This is a genomic window from Prosthecobacter sp., from assembly GCF_044378005.1.
In the GTDB taxonomy this organism is placed as follows: Bacteria; Verrucomicrobiota; Verrucomicrobiia; order Verrucomicrobiales; family Verrucomicrobiaceae; genus Prosthecobacter.
The window spans coordinates 28142-47182 of record NZ_JBILYB010000036.1; the positions used below are offsets into that span (position 1 = coordinate 28142).

The following is a 19041-nucleotide window of genomic DNA, read 5'->3' on the forward strand; positions in this document are numbered from 1 at the left end:
ACTGGGCACATGATTTCATTCGCTCGCAAAGCTGCTCTCATCAGCTGTGCCGTCCTGCTTGTTTCTTGTTCCGACTCAGACGACACCCGCTTCCCGCCGTACGACAACACCGAGGAGGTGACGGCTTACTGGAAGTCGAAGCCGGACTTCTTCCAGTGGAAGACGCCAGCCGACCTTCCAGCGAGTCTGAAATGGGAGAACGCCGCCGATGTGCCAGAGTTCGGCGATCCGCGTGCGAAGAAAGGCGGTACCTTCCACGACTGGCATCCCACTTTCCCGCCGACATTCCGCAAAGTCGGTCCTGATGCCAGCAACACCTTCCGAGGCGAGCATCATGACAACATCGAGATCAGCCTCATCACGCGGCATCCCGATGAGGATGTGTGGATTCCCGGCTTGGCGAAGGAGTGGGCCGTCTCCGAAGATCGTAAGACCGTCTATTTCCGCCTCCAGGACAAGCTGACCTACTCTGACGGACAGCCTGTCGAGGTGGAGGACTTCTTCATGACCTTCTTCGTCATGACCAGCACGCACCTGAAGGATCCTTGGTACAATGACTGGTACACGAAGGAGTATGCGGGGATCACCAAGTTCGATGACCGCACCTTCTCGATCACGATTCCGGAGCCAAAGCCAGACCCCGTCTGGTATGCGATGATTCCGCCCAGCCCGCGACACTTCTACCGTGAACTCGGACCGGATTTCCCAGCACGCTATCAGTGGCGCATCTGCCCGGTGACCGGGGCTTATGTCATCGACCCCGCTTTGATGAAGCGCGGACGCTCCATCACGCTTAGCCGAGTGAAGGACTGGTGGGCGCGTGATCTGAAGCACTACCGCTACATCTTCAATTGCGACTTCCTGGAATACAAGATCATCGCCAGTCAGGACAAGGCCTTCGAGATGTTCCGTCAGGGCCAGTTTGACTACTATCTCGCTGGCCTGCCGCGCTATTGGTATGACAAGGCGGAAGTCCCCGAGATCTACAAGGGTTACATCGAGCGGCACATGTTTTACAATGAGTACCCACAGGTCACCTGGGGCATCCGCATCAACGAAAGCAAGCCGCTGCTCGACAACCTCGACGTGCGCCTCGGCATCAGCTACGCGATGAACTTTCAGAAGGTGATTGATGTGGACTTCCGTGGCGACAAGACCCGCATGAACAGCACGGTGTCAGGCTTCGGCAAGTTCACCAATCCCGATCTCCGCGCACGGCCCTACGATCCAGTGAAAGCTCGCGAGTACTTCGCGAAGGCTGGCTTTACCAAGGCCGGACCGAACGGCATCCTGCAAAATGCGGAGGGCAAAAAGCTTTCCTTCACGCTCACCACCTTCAACTCCGGCACCATCACGCCGATCATGCTGCGCTTGAAGGAAGAGGCCAAAAAGGCGGGATTGGAGATCAATGTCGAAGGGCTCGACTCCACGCAGATGTACAAGAAGCTCGACCAGAAGAACCACGAGATGGGCTTTGCCGGATTCGGCGCGCAGCCGCCTTACCCGCGCTTCTGGGACGACTACCACAGCGCCAACGCCTTCAAGATCGGCAAGGACGGCAAGCGCGAGATCGTCACCGACACCAACAACATGACGCAGACCGCCGATCCCGCGCTCGATCCGCTCATTGATCAGCATCGCAAAGCGAAGACCGAGGAAGAAGTGCAGCGTCTCTCCTGGCAGCTCGCCAAGCTGATCGAAGACCGCGCCTGCACCATCCCGGCCTGGGAGTCGCCATTTTACCGCTACATGACCTGGCGCTGGGTGCAGTGGCCTGAGAAGGGCAATGCGCGCAAAAGCCGCGAGCCGATGGATGCTCACATGTTCTGGATCGACGAGGATGTGAAACGTGAGACGAAGGAAGCCATCCGCACCGGGCGTGACTTTGGTGAAACCCTGCGTGTCTTCGACGCCTACAAAGCCAAGCAATGAGCAGCCCCATCCTCCAGGTCGAAAATCTCGTCACGGCGTTCGATACGGACGCGGGGCGCATGACCGCCGTTGATGGCATCAGCTTCGATGTGCCTAGCGGCAAGACGCTCGGCATTGTCGGTGAGTCTGGTTGCGGCAAGAGCGTCACGGCTTTCTCCATCACACGATTGCTGCCTCAGCCTCACGGGAAAATCCTCGGCGGCAGCATCCGCTTTGAGGGACGTGATCTGGTGACGCTGCCGCTCGATGAGATGCAGAAGATTCGCGGCAACGACATCTCCATGATCTTCCAGGAGCCCATGACCGCGCTGAACCCCGTGCAGACTGTCGGCAGACAACTCGCGGAGGCCATCCTGCTCCATACCGAATGCAGCAAGGCCGAGGTGCTCGCTCGCAGCATCGACATGATGAAGAAGGTGCGCATTCCTGCACCGGAGCAGCGCCTCAACGAGTATCCGCATCAGCTCAGCGGCGGCATGAGACAGCGAATGATGATCGCCATGGCGCTCATCAACAAACCTAAGCTCCTCATCGCCGACGAGCCGACTACCGCGCTCGATGTCACCGTGCAGGCGCAGATCCTGGAGCTCATCGCCGACCTGCAAAAGGAGATGGGCATGAGCGTCATCCTCATAACCCACGACCTCGGCGTCATCGCCGAAGTGTGCGATGAAGTCGCCGTCATGTATGCTGGACGCATCGTTGAGCAGGCCAGTGTCTTCGATCTCTTCGCCAAGCCGCGCCATGCCTACACCCAGGGGCTTTTGGAAAGCATCCCGCGCCTCGACAGCAAGCCTAAGACGCTGCTGAAAGCCATCCCCGGCAATGTCCCCGGCATCGCTGACTTCAAGCCCGGCTGCCGCTTCGCCGAGCGCTCGGGGCGTGAGCACAGCCAAGCGCATCTGACCAACCGCCAGCCCTTCATCGAGATCGCACCGAACCATTTCGTCGAGCACTGCCCCATCTGCGTCGCATGAGCCTCCTTACCGTCCAAAACCTCCAGCAGCACTTCCCCGTTCGGGGCGGTGTGCTTCGGCGCTCTGTTGCTTCGTGCAAAGCGGTCGATGGTGTGAGCTTCACGCTTGGGGAAGGTGAAACCCTCGGCCTCGTGGGCGAGTCCGGCTGTGGGAAGACCACACTTGGCAAGGCCATCGTGCGTCTGCTGAAGCCCACCAGCGGCAGGATCGAGTTCGATGGTCAGGACATCACTCACGCGGGCATCGGCGCGCTGCGGCCCATGCGGCGACATGTGCAGATGATCTTCCAAGATCCCGCCGAGTCGCTCAACCCGCGCCACACGGTGAGGGATATCTTGGAGGAGCCCTTCATCGTGCAAAAGATGGGCACCAAGGAAGAGCGCCGGAAGTGGGTGCTCGACCTGCTCGACAAGGTCGGCCTGTCCGCGAGTGCGACAGATCGGTTCCCTTTCGAGTTCAGCGGCGGCCAGCGGCAGCGCATCGGCATCGCGCGAGCCATCGCTTTGAAGCCGAAGCTCATCATCTGTGACGAGCCCGTCTCCGCGCTCGATGTCTCCGTGCAAAGCCAGGTGCTGAATCTCCTGCTCGATCTCCAGCGCGAGATGGGCCTGAGCTACCTCTTCATCGCGCACGGACTCAGTGTCGTGAAGCACATGAGCGACCGCGTCGCCGTGATGTATCTCGGCAAGATCGTCGAGCTCGCCCCAGCGGAGGAGCTTTATCACCACCCCCGCCACGCCTACACCAAGGCCTTGCTCGATGCCATTCCCGTGCCTGATCCAGCGAAGCGTCGCAAACGCCAGCTCCTGCAAGGCGATGTGCCTTCGCCGATTAACCCGCCTGCGGGCTGTGCCTTCGGGCATCGCATGAGGCATCCGCAGTGGGAGCAGAGCGTGGGCATGGACCTCACGCTGAAGGAAGTCTCCCCCGGTCACTGGGTGCAGCCCTGCCCGTGCTGCACCTGAGGGGCGGATTTCTGTCAGCATTCGAGCCAGATGGAGGGCTCGCCCTGCGTACACATGGGCCCATGAAACTCACCCTTTCCCTCCTCCTGCTCACGGGCCTGGCCTTTGCAGCAGATGCCCCAACGAAGAAGGCGGAGGCCCCGGCCAAAAAAGCCGCGGCTCCAAAGAAGATCACTATCTATCCAAAGAACCCCACACCTACCGCAGCCGATGTGCGCTACGGCCCCGCTGAGCGAAACGTCTTCGACTTCTGGCAGGCAAAGTCGGACAAACCAACTCCGCTTCTCTTCTACATCCATGGCGGCGGCTGGATGGGTGGCGACAAGAAGGGCATCGCTGTCGAGCCGTTCCTGAAGGAGGGCATCTCCGTCGTCTCCATCAATTACCGCTACATCTCCCAGGCGCAGGAAGTGCTGCCGCCGGTGAAGGCCCCGCTGCATGATGCCGCGCTCGCCTTGCAGACCGTGCGCAGCAGAGCGGCGGAGTGGAACATCGACAAGACACGCATCGGAGCCAGTGGTGGTTCCGCCGGGGCTTGCAGCAGCCTCTGGCTGGCCTTCCATCCTGACATGGCCGACCCGAAGAGTGAAAACCCCATCGCCCGCGAGTCCACCCGCCTCTACTGCGCCGCCGTGAATGGCGCACAGACCACGCTTGATCCCCAGCAGATGAAAGAATGGACGCCGAACAGCAAGTACGGTGGCCATGCCTTCCTTCCCGGCAAGGAGCGCCCCACCTTCGAGGCCTTCCTGGCCGCGCGGGAAAAGATCCTGCCATGGATCGCCGAGTACTCGCCCTACGCCCTCGTTTCCTCGGATGACCCGCCGGTCTATCTTTACTTCAGCGCGCCCCCGGCCCTCGGCCAGGAGCAAAAGGACCCCACCCACACCGCCAATTTCGGCGTGAAGCTTCAGGAGCATTGCAAGGCCAATGGCGTCACCGCGGAGCTATTCTATCCCGGCGTGACTGACGTGAAGGCCAAGACCACGAACGAGTATCTGATCTCGAAGCTCAAGGAGTAGCCCGCTGGTTTAGGGACCGCTCAGACAGGACGATGGCGGGGTGTGTTCTGCGAGGTCAGTCACTCCTCGCCGCACACGCCGCCATCTCGTTTTCGGCAATAGGCAGGCTAGAAGCTGATGTTTACACCTAACGTCAGGTTGTGTGAGTTGTAGTTCGTGCGTCCGAACTGGTTGCCATAGAAAATGTAGGCACCGACAGCGGGCGTGATCTGGAGGTGCAGACCGGCGTGCAGGCGGAGACTGTCGCGACCCATCTCAGGTCCATGGACGGTGAAGACCGGGCCGGGACCAGCGGCGAAGCTGGAGTCGATACCCTGCGTGCTGTCGAGGAACTCATGCTGCCAGGAAATGCGCGCTTGTGGGGTGAGTCTCATGCGGCCGATGGGCTGCGAGTAACTGATCCTGACACCGAGGTTCGACCGCAGAGACTCCTGACTCTGATCGGGGTAGCGCAGGGGCGTGAGTGATCCCGTTTCCGTAAAGCCGTCAAAGTTCACGCGTGTGTAGGCGAGGGAAGAGAAGATCCCCAGGGTGAGGTCGCCGATGTGGTGGTCGTAGCCGCCGTTGATCAGGGAGCTGAACTCCAGGCCATCCGTGCTGCCGGTGGCGCGGCCCAGCAGGGCGGCGCGATCGGTGTCGTAGGAGTTGTAGGCCAGGCCGGTCTGCCCATCGAGGTAGAAGCCGCCGCCAAACACGGTGGCAAAAAGCGCGCCACGGAAGCTGTCGGCCTCAATGCTGCCTCCATTGATGAGGCCGGCGTTCGTGCTGGTATAACCACCCATGACGCCAAAGGCGAAGTGGTCGTTCACCAGGTAGTCTGCGCCCATCATGGCACCGATGGTGTTGAAGTCATAGCCACTCGCATTGTAGGTGGTGCTCACATTGGCGCCGCCGCCCAGGCCTTCCATGAAGAAGTTCCAGCGTCTCTCATAGGTCTCGGTGGGGGCGGGAGCGGTCTCCACCACGCCCTTGCCACTGCAGCTTGTCGGGCCCGAGGTCGCGGGCTCCGATCTGTCACTGCTGTTGCGGCGGGCGCTGTCACGCACCTGCTGGAGGTGCTGTTGGAGACTGGTCGCCTGGATCTCAGCCGCATGGAAGCCCATCTGGAAGATGGCGGTCAGCTCATCCGGTGCGATCAGGTCATAGAGGCCTGGCAGCCGGGCGATTGGCTGGCCGTTGAGGTAAGTGATGGCGTCATTGCCTTGATTCAGGAATTGGAAGCCATCCAGGCCGCCAGCGGTGGCGATTTGGTTGGGCGTCAGGCCGGGCACCGAAGCATAGGAGTCCTGGACCCAGGTGATGTAGGTGTTGGTGGTGTCGTAGGTGATGGTCGGGTAAAGCAGCGTGTCGCCCTGGTGATAGAGAAAGTTTTGGTTGAACCGTGCATTGAAGAACCTGGAGAAGGGGGCATTGGAGGGGAACTGGCCGGTCCTGAGGCCCGTGGCCTGGATGATCGTCTGCATGTCACCGGTTGGATTGCCAATCGCTATCCCGCTGGGCACATAGACGCCACTGTCATCATACACGAACACCGTGCCGCCCGTCAGGGTGGTGGTCCCCGTGACATCGAACTGCGTGTAGGTGCCCGGAGTGGAGCCCTGCAAGTGCATGCGGATCTCCCCCCCGCTCTGCACATAACCGCCGGTCATGATCCTCAGGATCTGCGCTGCCTGCGTGTCCACGATGCCCTGCTGGATGTCCAGCGTGCCGGTGCCAAAGGCGGTGGAGTTACTGCCGGAGGGATTGCCCACGAGGACCGTGCCGGGCGTGTCGATCGTGGTCCCGCCACTGAAGGTGTTCATGCCGCGCAGCAGAGTGGTGCCGGGGCTGGTGATCACCATGCTGCCTGCGCCACTGATCACGCTCCCTGGTGCCTGGGTGTTGCTCCCTGGGGCGATCCAACTGACCTGGCCGTTGTTCACCACCGCATTACTCCACACGCCGCCGTTCACCAGACTGATGAGCAAATTGGCTCCTGGGGCCACCGTGATCAGTGAGCTGGGCTGAATGGAACCCGTGAGGCCATTGCCCACCTGCAGAGTGCCTGCATTGATGTTCGTTGGGCCGGTGTAAAGGTTCTCTCCCGTCAGGGTGAGCTGTTTCAGCCCGTCCTTCGTCAGGCCGATGGTGCCGCCGACCACGCCGCTGATCACCATGCCTGCGCTGTTGCTCACGCTGATCGTCTGGGAGGTGCCACCCAGGACCAGGCTGCTGCCGATGGTGACCAATCCCGCGCCATTGTTGACCCGGATGCCCGTCACCAGTCCCGAACCAGAAATCGTCAGGGTGTTCGGCCCGGAGATGCTCACGGCCGCGCTGTCATTGATCGTCAGGCTGTCGATGCTCTGGTTCTGGTCCAGCAGCGTGTTCTGATTGGCCGGAGCCACGCCTGTCACGGAGAAGATCACATTCGCCCCCGCCACCGGGATGTTCTGGTTCACCGCGCCGGTGATGTCCGGGGACCAGTTCATCAGCGACCACTTGTTGTCGATGCCGCCCTTCCAGTAGGTGCCGGTGGGGCCTCCGACGGGTGGGATAGCCAGCCCGCCATTGTTGATGTTGCTGGTGTCCAAGGTCACAGCGCCATCAATCGCCAGCGCCCTACCGTTCGAGAGGCCGGAGCCAGTGGTCATGGTGATGCTGGTCTGCGCCAGAATGTTGCCGCCAAAGGCCGAGCCGATCCCCAGCGTGGCCGAGCTGCCCACCTGCCAGAAGACATTCGGCAGTTGCAGCCCCCCGATGACAGTGAGCGCCGAGAAATCCGACGTGGTCAGCGTGCTGCCGATCTGGAAATGGAAGGCCGCGTTGGGATTCCCCTGCGGGTCGAGGAACAGGTTGCCCGTCAGTTGGGCGGAGGAGTTGAAGGTGTACACCCCCGGCGTTAGCGTCATGCCGCCCAGGTCCTGGCCCGTCAGGTTCGTACCCACCGGCAGTCCCGCGATGACATTGTAGGCTGTCACCGTGGCCGCATGAGCCGCGATCCCTGGCGCATCTGCTCCCGTGTAGATGTCCCGGTCACACTCCCTGGTGGGAAGCCGACGATCGCTGATCCCGGATTCACTCCCAGGTCACCGATGAGGATCGTCGCCCCCGTGTTGGTCACCGTGGAGCCCCCCAGTACCGAGAACGTCCCTGCCGCCCCCAGTGTCTGGGCCTGCACTGGCGCTGCCAGTAGCATGCCCCCAACTATGAGTCCCAGTCCCCAACTGCCCGCCCGCCATAATGAGTATCGTATTCCAAAGGTGACTGCAATTCGTGGGTCGGGTGTGTTCATGCTGTTAGATAGGTGATGAGGTGGGATTGAGATTGACGCTTGTACACTCCGGCTTCCCACTGCCCGCTACCAATAGGGTCAAACCCTACCAACAGGCTGGCAGGTGAAGAGGCGTGCTGGCGGGTATCAGCCCCAGCTATAAAAAAGCGCATCAAGGGGAGGTCCCTTGATGCGCTGTTCCTGCTTCCAGGCTGACTAACTTCGCTTACGGCTGGGTGACGGTGTTCTGCTCCAGGGTCACGGCGGTCTGGGCCATGGCCCGGCCATTGAGCTTCGCGCCCGTCTGCATGGCGATCAGGGTCTGGCAAAGGATGATGCCTTTGAACTGGGCCGACGTCTTCAGTGTGGCCTGGCCTGCCACCTGCCAGAAGATATTCTTCGCCTGCGCTCCACCGGCCAGCGTCATGATGGCACCGCTCTCCACGTTGAGATCGGCGGCGACCTGGAAGATCCACACGTCCTCCGAGCCGCCGGTGAGGGTCACTCCCGTGGTGATGCCCACGGAGCTGCTCCATTTATAGAGGCCCGGGGTCAGCGTCATGCCGCTGATGTCGCCCGCTCCGAGTTCGGTGTAGTCTGGCAGCGTGCGCTCAGAGGCGTCGTTGTAGGCGAGCTGCATGTCGCCGATGGCGGTGGTCAGCTTCACAGGATCTTCGATACGGCAGGCAGGACCGGCGGCATCCACGGTGTAGATGGTTCCGGTGACCTCCGCGCACTCCAGGCCGATCGCGGCTCCGGTGATGGGGCTGGCGCCGACGTCACCCGTGATGGCGGAGGTGGGCACATTGGTGACACCTGTTTTCGTTAGGATGACAAAGCTGCCCGCCGAGCGGAGATTCACCGGGGCTGGACCTACGGAGGGCTTCAGGCTGACGTGGCCGGAGAGGCCTCCGCCGATCACCTTCAGGGTCGGTGCGAGGAAGTAGCCGTAGCCGCCGGAGAGGGTGCCTTTCTGCAAAATCACGCCACTGTAGGCGGGCTTGCTGCCGTCCGTGTGGGTGAAGGTGCCGGCAAACTTGCCCGTGGCGGCGGTGAGGGTCATCGAGTAGCTGGCATCCGCCGGAATGCCGAAGCGGGTCACCGCGTTCAGCGGGGAGATATGCAGCGGCTTCTTCACCTCGGAGGTGAGCCCGCCGAGCCGAAAGGTCAGCAAAGCATTGTGGATGGTGCGTTCGACGACAGACAGTCCGGGCAGCACAGCAGTGCCGGGCACGGCGCGGTACTTGGCACCGACCGGGCTCGTGCTCACGCCCTCAGGCCAGCCGTAGGGGTAGTATTGGCCGCTCATGTAGGGCTTGAACCAGAGGAAGCCCGTGCCGATGAGGTCATGGCTAGGCTGGGTGTCATCAAGGGCGATGAGGCCGCCGAAGGAGCCGGCTTTCGAGAGGTAAATCTGGGCGAACAGAGGGCTGGTGAGTGCGGCACTCAGGGGCGCGCTCGCGGTGACGGCGGTGTTGTCAGCCAGCTTGCCGGTGAAGGTCACCAGGCCAGCGGGCGTCACGGAGATCGCACCGATGCCATCGCCCTGCGGGTAATTGGCGGCGATGAGTCCGTTGTCCTGGGCCTTGGCGGGGATCACCACGGTGTAGTATCCTTTGTTCGCCGTGTAAGAGGTCGGCACGGGGTGCAGGGTGCTGAAGGCGGCGCGGTCCGCTGCGAAGGTGGACCAGGGAAGCGCGGCATCGCGCCCCTGGGCACCGAGCGATCCGGTGATCTGATGCGTGCCGTTGGGGGCGAGATCGAGCGTCACGGCACTGAGGATCAGGCTAGACTTCCCGGCCCGGGCGACGGTGACGGTGCTGGCGAGCGAGGTGCCAAAGACGGCATGGCCGCTGTTGTCAAACCTCCCCGCGAGCGGGAGGGTCAGGCGGTCGATTTTGAAGGTGCCGGTGAAGCCGCCGGTGGTGGCCACCAGCAGGTGGATGAAGCCGGTGTTCTCATTGCTCGCGGGCTGGGCACTGGCCTTGATGAGACCGTTGAAGTTGCCGACCACGGCGGGTGTGAATGGATTTACCATGAATGACACATTGAAGACGGGATTCAGGGCCATGCGTCGGTGAACAGGAAGGCGAGCCTCGGCAGGGCGGTGGCAGGGGTGCTGAGGCCCGTGCCCGTCCAGCCGTTGAAGATATTCGTCGCGCCGGGGCCGGTGGGCACGCCGGTGAGGACGTAGCTCTTGCCGACCTGATAAGCCGCGCCAGCCAGCTTGCCAGTGACGGTGCCGGGACCGGAGATGTTCACGGTCAAAGCCACCTTCACCACATAGGTGAAGTTGCGCGTGATGAGGAGGGAGGCATTGCCCGCCGCATCAAAGGACTGCACGCGGAGGGTGTTGTAGCCTCCGAGTGGGTGCAGGGCGAAGGCAAAGGTCGTGCTGAGCGCTCCGGGAGTGGTCAGAGTGGCGGACGCGGGAGCGCCACCGTTGAGAGAGACATCCACACGGGCCACGCCGATGTTGTCCTTGGCCTTGCCGGTCACTTGGTACGTGCCTCCCGGGCTGCCTTGAATCGAGGTCGTCGCGGCACTGGGGGTCGTGTTGACCAGGGTGGGTTTGATCGTGTCGATGGGGACCGCCCGGGCATTCAGGGGCAGGAGCAGCGTGGCGGCAGCCAGGAGCAGGAGGGAAGCTCGTTGGAAAAGCGGAGCTCTATTCATCAGGGGCAGACTGAGGGCGACACAGTCTGGGTTGGAGCGGGGGATATTCATCACCGCTCACTGGAGCGGGTATGCTGAAATCCACCATGGGGTGATCTGCCCATGGAGGGGACCTTCGCCGAGGCTCCATCTCCAGGAGTCGCCCGGCGGGGCAGGGGCGACACAGAGACACGGGGACGGCGGGATGCCAGCTCGCTGCATCATCAGGAGATGCAACTTTCCCCTGCCATGTCAGGTTTCAGGGCGCGCACCATGAACAAACGCCTCCTCCTTCTCGCCCTCGGTCTGCCTTTCGCCTCTGCCCCAGCGCAGCAAACAGCGCCTCCTGCCGTCAATCGTAGCCTGCGTCAGTTCGAGGTGATGGACGTGGACAAGGATGGCAAACTCAGCCGCACGGAGTTGCCCGAGCGCTTCCGCGAAGGCTTCGCCCGCGCTGATACGAACAATGACGGCAGCATCTCCAAGGAAGAACATCTGGCGGTGGTGAATCGCAGCCAGCAGCAGGCGAAGAAAGGTGCTCAAACCCGCCCGCTGCCTCCCGGTGTCGAGGCCCTGCGCGATCTGCCCTACGCCGAGACGGACAATCCACGCCAGAAGCTCGACCTCTTCCTGCCGAAGTCGCGCAAGGGTGACCAACCACTGCCGGTGATCGTCTTCATCCACGGCGGCGGCTGGCGGGGGGGGACAAGAACGGCGGCATCGGCAATGTGGGCCGTTTTGTCGAGAGTGGCGAATACGCTGGAGCCAGCATCGGCTACCGCCTGACGGACGAAGCGCAGTGGCCCGCGCAGATCCACGACTGCAAGGCCGCCATCCGCTGGATCAAAGCCCATGCGAAGGAATACAATCTCGATGCCAGCAAGATCGGCGTCTGGGGCACCTCCGCTGGCGGGCATCTCGTGTCCTTCCTGGGCACCAGTGGCGATGTGAAGGAGCTCGAAGGCACGCTGGGCAAGCACCTCGATCAGAACAGCAGCGTCACCTGCGTGATGAACTTCTTCGGCCCCGAGAACTTCCTCTCCATGGTCCGGCAGCCGAGCACGGTGGATCGCACAAAGGGCGGGGATTACCCTGAAGCATTGCTGCTCGGCGGACCCGTGCCGGAGAAGGAGGCGGCCGCCAAAGAAGCCTCGCCCGTGACGCATGTCTCGAAGGGTGATGCGGCCTTTTTTACCGCCCATGGCACCAAGGACCCGCTCGTCCCCTTTGCGCAGGCGCAGGAGATCCATGCCGCGCTTCAGAAGGCGGGTGTCCCCTCCCTGCTCCAGGAGATGACGAACGGTGGCCACGGCTTCAGAAGCCCGATCCTCGACGAGCGCGTGAAGCAGTTCTTCGATCTCCACCTGCGCGGCATCGCGGCGGAGATCGTGCCCACGCCCATCGTCGTCGAAGGGAAGTGATGCCTCAGGAAAGGTGGCGCTCTGGCGGGGCGTTCACGGGCCATGCGTTTCGTCATCATCAGCCTGTCTCTCTCCGCGCCCATGCTCATGGGAGCGCCGGTGGACTTCGCCAAAGAGGTCTATCCCGTGCTCCAGCGTGCCTGCTTCGAGTGTCACGGAGCCGAGGTGGCCAAAGGCGAGATGCGTCTGCACGAGCGGGCCGCTTTTGAAAAAGCAGATCACGCGGAGATCCTCCGCCGTGTCGCACTCCCGCGCTCCGACAAGGAAGCCATGCCCAAACGCGGCACACCGCTGAGCGCGGTGGAAGTGCGCACTTTGAAGACCTGGATGGAGAGCGGTGCCGTGTGGCCGGACTCGATCCAGGCTGGCAGGCACTGGAGCTACATCCCACCGCAGCGGCCAGCTTTGCCAGAGGTCAAAGAGGCCGCGTGGGCCAAGCATCCGGTGGATCGCTTCATCGCCGCGCGACTGGAGAAGGCGGACATCCCGCACTCGCCCGAGGCCGATCCTGCCGTGCTGTATCGTCGGCTCTCGCTGGATCTCACCGGACTGCCGCCCGCTATCGCCGAGGTGGAAACCTTTGTGAAAGCTCACGCGCAAGATGCCGACAAAGCCGTGTCGGCAGCGACGGATCGACTGCTCGCCTCGAAGGAGTTCGGCGTGCGCTGGGCCAGGCCCTGGCTGGACGTGGCGCGCTACGCCGACTCGCACGGCTTTCAGCGCGATGACCTGCGAGAGATCTGGGGCTTCCGCGACTGGGTGGTCAATGCGCTAAATGCGAACATGAAGTTCGATCAATTCACCATCGAGCAAGTCGCCGGTGATCTGCTGCCGAATGCCACGCCGGAGCAGATCGTCGCCACCGGCTTCCACCGCTGCACGCCGACAAATGTGGAGGCGGGCACCGAGCCCGAGGAAAGCCGCATCAATCAAGTGATCGACCGCGTGAACACCACCGGAGCTGTCTGGCTCGGCAGCACGCTGGAGTGCGCCCAATGCCATAACCACAAATACGATCCCTTCTCCCAGAAGGACTACTACCGCCTGCTGGCCTACTTTAACAACACGGTGAAGGAAGCCGAGCGTGCGAACCCGAAGACACCGGGCAGCATCAAGTTTGACGGCGTCCCCGCGCCTCTACCGGATGCGACGCTGGCCGAGAAAAGGCAGCAGTTGCAGCAGCAGATCGCCGCGCTGGAAAAGAGTCGCGCGACCGCCCCGTTGGCGCAGAAGCCCGAGACCGGTTCCATCGCGCTGAAGCCCGTGGCGGTGGACATCGAGAGCGGAGCGGAGACGGAGCTTCAGCCAGATCAGAGCCTGCTCTTCATCGGCGAAGGTCCCGACAAAGATGTCTATGAGATCGAGTATGATCTGCCCGCCGGCAGCATCACGGGCTTGCTGGTCGAGGCATTGAGCGATGATTCCCTCCCCGGCAAAGGACCAGGTCGTGGCGTCGCAGGCAGGCCGAACATCGTGCTCCAGCATCTCGAAGCTTCGGTGACCTCTGCCAAAGAGGCATCAGAGACGAAGCTCACCTTTGGTTCGGCTCATGCCAGCTTCTCGCAGTCGAATTTCCCCGTCGCTGGCCTCGCCGACACTGATCCAAAAACCGGCTGGGCCATCATGCCACGCTTTGGCCAGAGCCATTGGGCCGCGCTGACTTTGGCAAAGCCTCTCGCCAGCTCACCTGGTTCACGTTTGAAGCTGAAACTCGTGCAGCAGTATGGCGGCGGACGAGTGATCGGACGGCTGCGCGTCTCCGCTTTCCAGGGAGATGTGCTTGCCTCTCTACCCAAGACTGATGAGCCTGAAGCTGCCTCCCCAAAGCTCACCAAGCAGGAGCGCCAGCTCGCTTCCTTGAAAAAGCAGCTCGCCGACCTGAAGCCCGCCACCACCGAGGTCATGCGCGAGCTGCCCAAACCCAGAATGACGGCCATCTTCAAGCGCGGCGTTTATACTGATCACGGCGAGCCCGTGAAGCCCGGCACGCCGGAGATCATCGAATCGAAAGCCGATGCCACACCGAACCGCCTCGGCCTGGCAAAATGGCTGGTGAGTCGCGACAATCCCCTGACGGCACGAGTGACCGTGAACCGCTGGTGGGCGGAGATCTTCGGGCGCGGCATCGTGGCCACGGTCGAGGACTTCGGCATCAAAGGCATCCCACCGACGCATCCTGAGCTGCTCGACTGGCTGGCCGTGGAATTCATGGAGCGCGGCTGGGACATGAAGCATGTCTTGAAGCTCATCGTCACCTCCCGCACCTACCGCCAAACCAGCAACGCAGGCGGCGCAGGTGCGGCACAAGATCCCGAGAACCAGCTCCTCTGGCGTGGCCCACGCCATCGCCTCGATGCCGAGATGATCCGCGACAACGCCCTCGCCATCGCGGGCCTGATTGATTTAAAGCAAGGCGGAGCCCCCATCCGCCCGCCGCAGCCCGATGGCCTCTGGGCCAAAGTCGGCGGCCAGCAGTACAGCTACGTCGTCAGTCCCGGCAGCGAGCAGTATCGCCGCGGCCTCTACGTCGTGCTGAAGCGCGGCTCCCCGTATCCCAGCTTCGTGAACTTCGACGCCAGCGCCCGCACCGCCTGTGTGGTGAGGCGCTCCCGCTCCAACACACCGCTCCAGGCACTCACCCTCCTGAACGACCCCGTCTATGTCGAAGCCGCGCGCGCCTTTGCCCAGCGGCTGGTCAAAGAGGCCCCGTCGAGTGATGTCGAGGCGCGGATCACCCATGCCGTGCGCCTCGCGCTCTCACGTCCGCCGCGTGCCGGGGAGATCGCTGTGCTGCGTGCGCTATATGATCAGCAGGTCAAGCCAGGCGGTGAGGAAAAAGCATGGATGGCCGTGACCTCCGCCCTGCTGAACTTGGACGAAACGATCACGAAGGGCTGAATCCTCAACGGTTGGCATCCATTCCGCGCATTCTCACGCCGATCTGGATACTTGTGCCGATCTTGTCGTTGGTTGGGTGCGGTTTGGCAAAGGCGGGGCAGTGCGACATGTGGCTTGCGGAGGACGCGTTGGTTGTCGGCGAGCCAAGGCTGAAGACCCTGGGTCAACGGCTATCCATTCAACCGCCCCCATTCCCATGAATACCAATCCATCCCCCTTCCTCCGCTGCGAACTCGATCGTCGCCGTTTCATGGCGAATACGGCAAAGACCATGCTTGGTGTCGGCCTGATGCCTGCGGGTGAGCATCTCTTCTCCGGCAAGGCCTTTGCGGCGGGTGAAGGGGCGGCTACGGCCAAGCAGGTTCCGACGGCGCGCAATGTGATCTTTCTCTACATGACCGGTGGTCAGAGCCATCTCGACACCTGGGATCCGAAGCCGGAAAACAAAGAAGTCTCTGGGCCGACGAAGGCGATCAAGACGAGCGCCGATGGCGTGCAGGTCAGCGAATACCTGCCGCGGATGGCGAAACAGATGCATCACGCCTGCGTGCTCAATGCCGTGGCCACGAACACCGCGGCGCATGAGCAGGCGAACTACTTCATGCACACGAGCTTCGGCCTGCGCAGCACGATCAAGCATCCGGGCATGGGAGCTTGGCTGAGCTTTTATCAAGGCGCGGGCAATCCCGCGCTGCCGCCCTATGTGTATATCGGCAATGACAGCCGCCATCCGGGCGCGGGCTTCTTTGCCAAGAAGCATGGTCCGCTCATGGTGAACAATCCTGAGGCTGGTCTGCAAAATGTGCGCATCCCGAAAGGCGTGACCGAGGAGCGCTTCGCCACGCGTCGCGATCTCGCGGGCGTGCTGGATGCCGAATTCACGGCCGAGTGGGACACGCGCAATGTGAAGGCCTACAGCGACATGTATGACGACGCCGTGAAGCTCATGAAGAGCGATGACCTTGTGGCCTTTGACCTCACGAAGGAGTCCGAAGCCGTGCGCCAGAGCTATGGCAAGGAAACCTTCGGTCAGGGCTGCCTGCTCGCTCGTCGCCTTGTCGAGCACGGCGTGCGCTTCGTCGAAGTCGCCTTCGGAAGCTGGGACACGCACACAGCGAACTTCATCAACACACCGCGCCTTTGCGAGACCTTCGATACCGCCGTCAGTGCGTTCGTGCAGGATCTCGAAGCCCGTGGCCTGCTCGCCAGCACCATGATCGTCGTCTCGTCCGAGTTCGGCCGCACGCCGAAGATCAATCAGAACCAGGGTCGCGATCATTACCCCGTCTTTAGTTCCGTGCTCATTGGCGGCGGCATCAAAGGCGGTATGAAATGGGGCTCCACCGACAAAGCCGGGGCCGCTCCCGTGGATGGCAAGGTCTCCCCGCCCGACATCAATGCCACCATCGGCTATGCCCTCGGCCTGCCGTTGGATCAGGTGATCTACTCGCCGAGCAAGCGACCATTTACCGTCGCCGATAAGGGGCAGCCGCTGACGCATTTGTTTGCGTGAGGTGGAACGAGTCGCGCAGCAGTGATGATCGAGGGCTCTTGAATGCGGCGACGTGGCTTGCATCCCTGCCGGGATGCCTTCACACGGGTGAATCATTCGCACTGCGGTCCGGTGGTCGATCTCGCTGACACGAGATCGACTGACCGGCTACAGGCTGTGAACCCTTCGGGTTCGAATGCACCCAAGCTAGTAACGTGAGGTAGATGCCTCAGGCGGGACTCTTCGGCAGAGGCGGAGGCGCTGCGGGTTTCTTCGGCTCGCCCATTTTCCACAAACCTCCCGCACTGAGCTGCTTCGCACCCCAAGGCAGCCAGCGGAGAACGCGGGCGGCCAGCCAGAGTGCCCAGCCGAGCATCAGGGCGCGGTAAACCCAGATCGAAACGGAGATCACGACTGGACGTGGCAGCAGGCCATCGGCGGTGCGATCTTGGAACCATTGCAGGTGACTTGTGGTGGAGCCGTAGCCGGTGACGAACATCTCGGGCTTTCCGAGCAGTCCCTCATGCACCACGGCCAACATGCACAGCAGCGCGATCACGGAGGCGAAGGCGAGGAGGATTTGAAGGACGTTGAAAAGCGCGGGCACTTTGATCGCTGAGCCTGCGGAGCCACGCCAAGCGAGGGCAAAGAACCACAGCACCACCGCCGCGCCGATGAAGAGTGGCAACTGCATAAAGCCGAGCAGCAGAAGCGCCCACTCATGACCCCGCAGCGGGGAGATCTTCACCTTTGCCAGTAGCCAACCAAGCAGAGCGGCGGAGAGCGCGAGGCCCCAGAACCTGACCGCCGGGCCACGCATCGGTCCGCTGGCCATCAGCAGCCAGCGGGAGGCGGGCATATCGACGGTGGTGGTGATGTTGGAGGCCATGACGGGCAGCGTGATGGCATCGGTGGGCATTTTGAAAGCAAGCGCGCTGGGTGTCTTCCACTCCAAGTCGATCTGTTGATCTCCAGGCCGCACGGGAATGATCACCGCGCTGCCTTCACGACGCACGGGCAGCTCCTGACCGCGCACGCGCAGGGTGGTGATGGCAGCATCGGCGGGTAGGTCGATGCGGAAGTCCTCGCCCAAACTGGCCTGCACCTGGAGCGTGAGTTCTGTGCTGTGCTGGCGATCTCCGAGGCGGGTGTTTTGGCGGGCTCGATGCACGGTGGTGGTGGCTCCCTGCACGGCTTCGGGACGCGAGACGGTGAGCTTTACCGTTTCACCGGGCCATGGGGTCCAAGTCGGCACGAGCTGCGTCTGCCGCGCTTCATAGACTGGGGCCAGCCCATCGTGATGAACATTCCAGACTGGCGAGGCGGTGAGCGTCCAGTGCTCCACCCAACTCTCGCTTGCTTCGGCCAGCAAACTTAGTTCGGGCACAGGCGCGAGTTCGCTCTCCCAGCCCACCTCTTCCTCTCCAGCACCGAAGCGCACCTCGATGCGACCTTTGTCGGCATTCATGCCTGCACTCATCACCCGCTCGCCTGCCAGCAGCGGCACGCTGAGTGAGATGGCTTTGCCCGTGGGCGAGAGTCGCTTCACGCGTGTGCGGGCCTGCCAGATGAGGCCGAGCTCCAGTTCACGCTCGATGCGCACGACGGGGAAAAAGTCCTTCTGATCATAAGCCGCCTCGGCACTGGCGGTGCGGTTCTGCTCCACAAAAAAGACCTGATCCTCGGGCACGCCATTCGGCTTCATGCCCGTGACTGTCCAGCCTGCGGCGTCGATCTGCACCTGTCGTGGTTTCAAAAGGAAGCTCCACTGCCACTCCGCGCCGGGTGGGATGATACCGGCGACCTTCACCGTCTGCACACCGGGCGTGGCGAGCACCCAGAGATAACCTTCATGACGCATCGTTACGGCATCGCCGACACTCACCGGGCTCCAAGCGGGCAGCTTGCCGGGCAACGGCACGGCCACGAGTTCACTGGCATGGATCTCCACTTTCATTTCGAGTCGATGCCCGGCCAGCTTCAGTCGCACTTGTGGGATCTCAGCGCGCTGAGCTTTGAGAGGTCGAGCTTCCAGCACACGCTCGCGGAGTTGCTTCAGCATCTCCTCGGAGGGCACCTGCGCCTGGGCAGAGCCCAAACTCATCAGCAGGGCGAGAAGAAGCATCGTGGCCGCCGGACAGAAGATGCCGGTGATCCCCTCTCCCCGGATTGGAGCCGTCGATGTTTCGTCACGCTGTGCCGAGGCGAGGGAGAGCGCTGGCGCGGCCTCAGGCTTCCTGAGAAGGCCAAGGGCCTTCCGTATCATAGCGAAGGGTTGCGGCGAAGCCGCTACCCTGGAAAAGGGCGGCAGCAGTGCGTTGTCAGAGGGGAACCGCAACGCGGTTCCGCACCTGCTTGTGATGAAGGTCGTCCAGCGCGCGAAGCCGGTGCGGAACCCTTTCAGGGTTCCGCCAGACGTGGGGCAT

General features: G+C 62.4%; 12 protein-coding genes. 8 read left to right on the top strand and 4 right to left on the bottom strand.

Features of this window, described 5'->3' with window-relative positions:
- Positions 1-9 precede the first annotated feature (9 nt).
- The 4 genes from AC6FTP_RS09795 (at position 10) to AC6FTP_RS09810 (ending at position 4896) form a co-directional block, all read left to right on the top strand.
- Positions 10-1932, top strand: coding sequence for an extracellular solute-binding protein (locus tag AC6FTP_RS09795; RefSeq protein ID WP_497206728.1), 1923 nt, complete (start codon positions 10-12; stop codon positions 1930-1932).
- Positions 1929-2909, top strand: a complete 981-nt coding sequence (locus tag AC6FTP_RS09800) for an ABC transporter ATP-binding protein (protein ID WP_497206729.1) — start codon at positions 1929-1931, stop codon at positions 2907-2909. Before AC6FTP_RS09795 ends, AC6FTP_RS09800 begins: the two co-directional genes overlap by 4 nt.
- Positions 2906-3874: an ABC transporter ATP-binding protein gene (locus tag AC6FTP_RS09805; protein ID WP_497206730.1), complete on the top strand. Its 969-nt coding sequence runs from the start codon at positions 2906-2908 to the stop codon at positions 3872-3874. The genes AC6FTP_RS09800 and AC6FTP_RS09805 overlap by 4 nt, the downstream gene beginning before the upstream one ends.
- 62 nt (positions 3875-3936) lie before the next feature.
- On the top strand, positions 3937-4896 hold the full coding sequence (locus AC6FTP_RS09810) for a carboxylesterase family protein (RefSeq protein WP_497206731.1): 960 nt from the start codon (positions 3937-3939) through the stop codon (positions 4894-4896).
- Between the two features lie 107 nt (positions 4897-5003).
- Here the strand turns inward: AC6FTP_RS09810 and AC6FTP_RS09815 are convergent, their stop codons facing one another.
- The 3 genes from AC6FTP_RS09815 to AC6FTP_RS09825 form a co-directional block, all read right to left on the bottom strand.
- Positions 5004-7946 carry an autotransporter domain-containing protein gene (locus AC6FTP_RS09815; RefSeq protein WP_497206739.1) on the bottom strand — a complete coding sequence of 981 codons (2943 nt, stop codon included), beginning with the start codon at positions 7944-7946 and terminating at the stop codon, positions 5004-5006.
- A gap of 429 nt (positions 7947-8375) precedes the next feature.
- Positions 8376-10220: an ice-binding family protein gene (locus tag AC6FTP_RS09820; protein ID WP_497206732.1), complete on the bottom strand. Its 1845-nt coding sequence runs from the start codon at positions 10218-10220 to the stop codon at positions 8376-8378.
- On the bottom strand, positions 10211-10825 hold the full coding sequence (locus tag AC6FTP_RS09825; protein ID WP_497206733.1) for a hypothetical protein: 615 nt from the start codon (positions 10823-10825) through the stop codon (positions 10211-10213). Before AC6FTP_RS09825 ends, AC6FTP_RS09820 begins: the two co-directional genes overlap by 10 nt.
- A gap of 252 nt (positions 10826-11077) precedes the next feature.
- On the opposite strand from AC6FTP_RS09825, the gene AC6FTP_RS09830 reads away from it, so the two are divergent.
- From AC6FTP_RS09830 to AC6FTP_RS09845, 4 genes are all read left to right on the top strand, one after another.
- Positions 11078-11590 (top strand): hypothetical protein, encoded by a 513-nt coding sequence (locus AC6FTP_RS09830; RefSeq protein ID WP_497206734.1) that lies wholly within the window; start codon positions 11078-11080, stop codon positions 11588-11590.
- Positions 11533-12225 (top strand): prolyl oligopeptidase family serine peptidase, encoded by a 693-nt coding sequence (locus tag AC6FTP_RS09835; protein WP_497206735.1) that lies wholly within the window; start codon positions 11533-11535, stop codon positions 12223-12225. The genes AC6FTP_RS09830 and AC6FTP_RS09835 overlap by 58 nt, the downstream gene beginning before the upstream one ends.
- 42 nt (positions 12226-12267) lie before the next feature.
- Entirely contained in the window at positions 12268-15123 is a 2856-nt protein-coding gene (locus AC6FTP_RS09840) for a DUF1553 domain-containing protein (RefSeq protein WP_497206736.1), read from the top strand.
- A gap of 196 nt (positions 15124-15319) precedes the next feature.
- Positions 15320-16636, top strand: coding sequence for a DUF1501 domain-containing protein (locus AC6FTP_RS09845; protein WP_497206737.1), 1317 nt, complete (start codon positions 15320-15322; stop codon positions 16634-16636).
- Positions 16637-16844: 208 nt separating this feature from the next.
- Here AC6FTP_RS09845 and AC6FTP_RS09850 read toward each other — a convergent pair whose 3' ends face one another.
- Positions 16845-18881 carry a hypothetical protein gene (locus AC6FTP_RS09850; protein WP_497206738.1) on the bottom strand — a complete coding sequence of 679 codons (2037 nt, stop codon included), beginning with the start codon at positions 18879-18881 and terminating at the stop codon, positions 16845-16847.
- Positions 18882-19041 lie beyond the last annotated feature (160 nt).